A 5,217-nucleotide genomic window follows, 5' to 3' on the forward strand; every position below is an offset into this window, starting at 1 on the left:
GTCGCCGATCTGGGTCATATCTGCCAGGCCAGCGGTGTTGCGGCGGAACTGGATCCCGCCCTGTTGCCGCGGTCGGCGGCCTTGCGCGAGATGTTCGCCGACAAGGACACCATGGCCTTCGCCCTTACCGGCGGCGACGACTACGAGCTCTGCTTCACCCTGTCATCGCAACACGTGGCCGGGGTGAGCGCGGAGATGGCGCGCCTGGGCTGTGGTGCCACGCGCATCGGCCGCATCGTGGCCGGGCAGGGCGTGCGCCTTGCCGATGCCGATGGCCAATGGCATGCGGCGTCCGCCGGCGGCTGGGACCACTTCGCGTCATGAGTGACAAATATGTCCTGGATGCGGACGCGCGGCGCGCGTTGCTTGCCACGCCCGGTGGCTGGATTGCCTGCGGATTTGGCTCAGGGCTAGTGCCAAAGGCGCAAGGCACGATGGGTTCGCTTGCGGCGATCCTTCCGTGGCTGCTGCTGCGACAGCTACCCATGCCGGTTTACCTGTTGGTGATCATCGCCGGCTTCGCCATGGGCATCTGGGCCTGCAATGTCGCTGGCCGGGCCATCGGCGTGGCCGACCATCGCAGCGTGGTCTGGGACGAATTCATCGGCCAGTGGCTGGCGCTGCTGCCCGCGCTGCTCACCCCATGGTGGACCGTCATCTTGGGGTTCGTGCTGTTCCGTATCTTCGACATCACCAAGCCCTGGCCCATCGGCTGGCTCGACCGCCGCATCAAGGGCGGCCTTGGCGTGATGCTCGACGATGTCGTCGCCGGCCTGTTCGCCGCCATCGTCCTGGCCTTCGTACTGCATTTCTCCTGAAGGAGTACGCCATGCAATACCGTCGCCTCGGTACCTCCGGCCTGCAACTGTCGGCCTTGTCGTTCGGCGCCTGGGTCACCTTCGGTGCGCAGGTCGGCCGGTCGCTGGCACGGCAACTCATCGCCTATGCGCACGAGCGCGGAGTGAACTTCTTCGACAATGCCGAGACGTACAACAACGGCGAAGCCGAGCGACTCATGGGCGACGTACTGGCCGATCTCCGCCTGCCGCGCGATTCGTACTGCGTATCGAGCAAGGTCATGTTCGGTGCGGTGGAACACCCGCTGCCCACGCAACGCGGGCTGTCGCGCAAGCACGTGGTGGAAGCCTGCCACCAGGCGCTGGAGCGCCTGCGCGTGGATTACCTCGATCTCTACTTATGCCATCGTCCGGACCCCGACACGCCGATCGTGGAGACAGTGGCGGCAATGGACATGCTGGTCCGCCAGGGCAAGGTGCTTTACTGGGGAACCAGCGAATGGTCGGCCGCTCAGATCCGCCAGGCACACCAGGCGGCGCGCCTGAACCACCTGACCGCGCCGACCATGGAACAGCCGCAGTACAACCTGCTCCATCGCGACAGGGTCGAGCGGGAATACGCACCCCTCTACGAGGAGTTCGGCATGGGCACCACGATCTGGTCACCGCTCGCCTCAGGCCTGCTGTCGGGCAAATACCTGGACGGGGTGCCGCACGATTCGCGGCTGGCCCAGAGCAACTACGCGTGGCTCCGTGACAACCTGCTCGGACAGGGCGATGCGATGGTGAAGGTGCGTGCGCTCTCGCCCATCGCCGAACGGCTTGGGGTGAGCCTGGCGCAGTTGTCGCTGGCCTGGTGCCTTAAGAACCCGCGCGTTTCCACGGTGATCCTGGGTGCCAGCAAACGCGAGCAGCTGGAGGAGAACTTCAAGGCCCTGGAAGTGGTGGGCAAGCTCGATGCAGACCTGATGGAGGCAATTTCCGCCGCCGTGGGTCAGGGCGCTTGACTGTTGAATGAGAACCATTATCATCAACTCCGCCCCCCTCTCTCATGCGGAGCCAAGCGATGTTGACCCAACCCCTGCTGCTGAACGAAGACGCCCTGCGCCGCCGCCGGGTGGTTTCCCTCAAGGTGGCCGCCCCGTCGGTTCGCCGCACCTCCAGCCAGAGCCTGCTGGAAGGTTCGCGGGAACTGGTGATCGAACACGAGGGCAACGAGTACCACTTGCGCCTTACCCGCAACGACAAGCTTATCCTCACCAAGTAATCCTTCTTTTAAAGTCTCCCCCAGGCCCAGCCCGCCGTCCGGAACGGATCTTCCGGTTAGCCAGCCACGGTCGCCTTCCTTCGAGGTGACACATGTTCGGTTGGCTAGCCACCTTCGGCGCCCCGAGGCGCGAGCATCCTTCCACGGTCCAGACACGCTGGTTCCACCTCGGTCCCCAGGCGCTGGCCCGTACCTTGCCGACGCTCGGCAGCGTGTTGCACCTGCCACGGTTGCGTTACGTGCCTTGCCTGACGCACTTGCCGCGTGGCGTCATCGCCAGCGACGAACTGGTGGCGCCGTTGCTTGCCACGCGGCTGGTTGGCGCCGGCAGCGCGGTCACCGCCGACGGCCCGCGCGAATGGCTCGAGTATGTCGATGCCAGCGGCACTTGCCTGGCCCGTACCTATTTGTTGCCCGATACCGATTACCTGGGTTGGGATGCGCTGCTGGCCGAAGGCGAACCGATGGGCGTCGATGAATGGGCACCTGTCGAGCAGGGTTTCACGGCGGCCCAGGCCCGGGTGATTCGCTTCGATACGAACCTGGTGGGGGGCCTGCGCCTGCTGCGAAGCACCCGCGCTTGCGCGGTATCGCCGATGGGCCGCTCGCTCGCCGGCAGCATCGCCCAGGCCCAATCGGTGGCCTATCTTTAACCCTCCCGCGGCGATGCGCGCACCTGTCCGCGCCGGCGACCGCTTGCATTGCCTGTCCGCTGTCCGTTGTCCGCGGACACCGGAGCGCTGTTTTCGGGGTAATTCAACTTATTGATCTGAATAGATAAAAATTGCGATCGCGGCTTGGCACGTGGCTTGCTCATCCTTCGGGTGACAGCCCTTACTGGAACCGCACATGATTCGCGATACCTCCGCCACCGACCGCATCGTCGAGGTCAAGCCCAAGCGTATGCGCACGATCGGCCTCATCGCCGGAGCCGTGGTGGTGGTGGGGCTGCTGGTGATGGTGGGGCCCCGCATCGGCCGCATGTTCTCGGCCGGCTCCTCCGTGAGCGCCTCGCGCCTTTCCTTCGCCAATGTGCAACGCGGCCTGTTCGTGCGTGATATCGCGGCCGAGGGCAAGGTGGTTGCCGCTGTCAGCCCGACGCTTTACGCCGTGTACGGCGGCGCGGTGACCTTGCAGGTGCACGCGGGCGACTCGGTGAAGAGGGGCCAGGTACTGGCGGTCATCGACAGCCCTGACCTCACCAACAAGCTCGCCCAGGAACAATCCAACGCCGACAACAGCCAGGTGGACTACCTGCGCGCCGAGGTGGACGCGAAGAAGAAGGCCAGCGAACTGCAGAAGGCCTACGACAACGCCGTGATCGACCGCAAGGCCGCCGAGCGCGACGTGGAACGCAACACCACCGCCTTCAGCAAGGGCGCCGTGCCCAAGGCCGATGTCGACAAGGCAGAGGTGTCGCTGGAGAAAGCCAAGGTCACCGAACAGCACGCACAAAGCGACCTTAGCCTCAACACCAACAGCTCCACCTTTGACGTCCGTTCCAAGAAACTGGCCCACGACCGTCAGAACCTGCTGGTGGAAGATTTGAAGCGCCAGGTGGACAACCTGCAGGTGCGCTCGCCCGTCGACGGTCAGGTCGGCCAGCTGTTCGTGGCCGAACGCGCAACCGTGGCCAAGGACGCCCAGCTGATGAGCGTCATAGACCTCTCCGCGCTGGAAGTGGAGATGAAGGTGCCTGAGAGTTTCGCCCGCGACCTTGCCATCGGCATGCCCGGCGAGATCACCGGCAATGGCGCCACCTGGAACGGCAAGATCAGCGCGGTATCCCCCGAAGTGGTCAATGGCGAAGTGGCAGCGCGCCTGCGGTTCGATGGCAAGACCCCGCTGCAGCTTCGGCAGAGCCAGCGCATGAGCGTGCGTGTGCTGATGGATCGCCGCGACAACGTGCTCACCGTGGCCCGCGGTTCCTTCGTCGATGAAAGCGGTGGCCGCTACGCTTATGTGGTGCACGACGGCATCGCCGAGAAGCGCGAGATCCGCGTCGGTACCAGCAGCATCGACAAGGTCGAGATCCTCGGCGGCCTCAAAGAAGGCGATCGCATCGTGATCTCCGGCACCGATTCCTTCAACGGCGCGGCCCGCGTCGTCATCAGCAGCTGACGTAAAAAAACCGCAACCCGCCGAATCCAAATCCCAGAGCCAAAGGAAATCCACGATGCTCAAGATGACCCACCTGTCCAAGGTCTACCGTACCGAAGTGGTCGAGACCTACGCCCTCCGTGATTTCAACATCGACGTCAACGAGGGTGAGTTCGTCGCCGTGACCGGGCCCTCAGGCTCCGGCAAGACGACCTTCCTGACCATTGCCGGCCTGCTGGAGACCTTCACCGGGGGCACCTATCACCTGGACAACGTCGAGGTGTCGAAACTGGACGACAACGCCCGTTCGCGCATCCGCAACGAGAAGATCGGCTTCATCTTCCAGGCCTTCAACCTGATCCCCGACCTGAATGTCTTCGACAACGTCGAAGTACCGCTGCGCTATCGCGGCATGAAGGCGGCCGAACGCAAGCAGCGCATCATGGACTCGCTCGAGCGCGTGGGACTGGCTTCGCGCGCCAAGCATTACCCGGCGGAACTTTCCGGCGGCCAGCAGCAGCGCGTGGCGATCGCCCGGGCGCTGGCCGGTTCCCCGCGCCTGTTGCTGGCGGACGAACCCACCGGCAACCTCGATACTCAGATGGCCCGCAGCGTGATGGAACTGCTCGAGGAGATCCATCGCGAGGGCGCCACCATCGTCATGGTCACCCATGATCCGGAACTGGCCGCCCGGGCCCAGCGCAACGTGCATGTGATCGACGGCCAGGTGGTTGACCTTGCCGAGGACCCGCGCTTCCACGCGCAGGTGCAAGCGGGCAGGGTGAACATCTAAGGCCCCGGCATGTTCGGCTATTACCTTGACCTCGCCCTGCGCAGCCTGCGCCGCAATCCCGCCCTGACGGGATTGATGGTGCTGGCGATCGCTTTCGGGGTTGGGGCATCGATGACGACGTACTCGGTGTTCCGGGCGGTATCGGGCGATCCGATCCCGTGGAAATCCGAACGCCTCTACGTGCCGCAGATCGACCTGTTCGGGCCGGAGGCGGCGAAGGCAAGCCGCGACCCGCCGGACCTGCTCAGTTACAAGGATGC

The 5,217-nt window shown here is 64.6% G+C and carries 7 protein-coding genes and 1 pseudogene; all 8 read left to right on the forward strand.

Annotation, left to right across the window (positions count from 1 at the left end; translation table 11 throughout):
* Positions 1–324, forward strand: a 324-nt coding sequence (locus VK519_RS15910) for a thiamine-phosphate kinase (protein WP_414692764.1), incomplete at its 5' end; no start/stop codon positions are given.
* Entirely contained in the window at positions 321–818 is a 498-nt protein-coding gene (locus VK519_RS15915) for a phosphatidylglycerophosphatase A family protein (RefSeq protein WP_324351358.1), read from the forward strand. The genes VK519_RS15910 and VK519_RS15915, both read left to right, overlap by 4 nt.
* A gap of 11 nt (positions 819–829) precedes the next feature.
* A complete protein-coding gene (locus VK519_RS15920) occupies positions 830–1,804 on the forward strand; it encodes a potassium channel beta subunit family protein (RefSeq protein ID WP_324351360.1) in 975 nt (324 codons plus the stop codon).
* 59 nt (positions 1,805–1,863) lie between these two features.
* Positions 1,864–2,064 carry a hemin uptake protein HemP gene (gene hemP, locus VK519_RS15925; protein WP_324351362.1) on the forward strand — a complete coding sequence of 67 codons (201 nt, stop codon included), beginning with the start codon at positions 1,864–1,866 and terminating at the stop codon, positions 2,062–2,064.
* Between the two features lie 92 nt (positions 2,065–2,156).
* Positions 2,157–2,717 carry a hypothetical protein gene (locus tag VK519_RS15930; RefSeq protein ID WP_324351365.1) on the forward strand — a complete coding sequence of 187 codons (561 nt, stop codon included), beginning with the start codon at positions 2,157–2,159 and terminating at the stop codon, positions 2,715–2,717.
* A 196-nt stretch (positions 2,718–2,913) separates the two neighbouring features.
* Positions 2,914–4,185, forward strand: coding sequence for an efflux RND transporter periplasmic adaptor subunit (locus tag VK519_RS15935; RefSeq protein ID WP_324351367.1), 1,272 nt, complete (start codon positions 2,914–2,916; stop codon positions 4,183–4,185).
* A gap of 55 nt (positions 4,186–4,240) precedes the next feature.
* Positions 4,241–4,957, forward strand: a complete 717-nt coding sequence (locus VK519_RS15940) for an ABC transporter ATP-binding protein (protein ID WP_324351369.1) — start codon at positions 4,241–4,243, stop codon at positions 4,955–4,957.
* A 9-nt stretch (positions 4,958–4,966) separates the two neighbouring features.
* Positions 4,967–5,217, forward strand: a pseudogene (locus tag VK519_RS15945) (ABC transporter permease); the annotation flags it as partial.

The organism is Pinirhizobacter sp. (genome assembly GCF_035317885.1).
In the GTDB taxonomy this organism is placed as follows: Bacteria; Pseudomonadota; Gammaproteobacteria; order Xanthomonadales; family Rhodanobacteraceae; genus Pinirhizobacter.

What these genes read in the sequence shown, in the direction of transcription:
- hemP (WP_324351362.1), top strand. Translation starts at nt 1,864, where the DNA reads ATGTTGACCCAACCCCTGCTGCTGAACGAAGACGCCCTGCGCCGCCGC.
- VK519_RS15940 (WP_324351369.1), top strand. Translation starts at nt 4,241, where the DNA reads ATGCTCAAGATGACCCACCTGTCCAAGGTCTACCGTACCGAAGTGGTC.
- VK519_RS15930 (WP_324351365.1), top strand. Translation starts at nt 2,157, where the DNA reads ATGTTCGGTTGGCTAGCCACCTTCGGCGCCCCGAGGCGCGAGCATCCT.
- VK519_RS15915 (WP_324351358.1), top strand. Translation starts at nt 321, where the DNA reads ATGAGTGACAAATATGTCCTGGATGCGGACGCGCGGCGCGCGTTGCTT.
- VK519_RS15920 (WP_324351360.1), top strand. Translation starts at nt 830, where the DNA reads ATGCAATACCGTCGCCTCGGTACCTCCGGCCTGCAACTGTCGGCCTTG.
- VK519_RS15935 (WP_324351367.1), top strand. Translation starts at nt 2,914, where the DNA reads ATGATTCGCGATACCTCCGCCACCGACCGCATCGTCGAGGTCAAGCCC.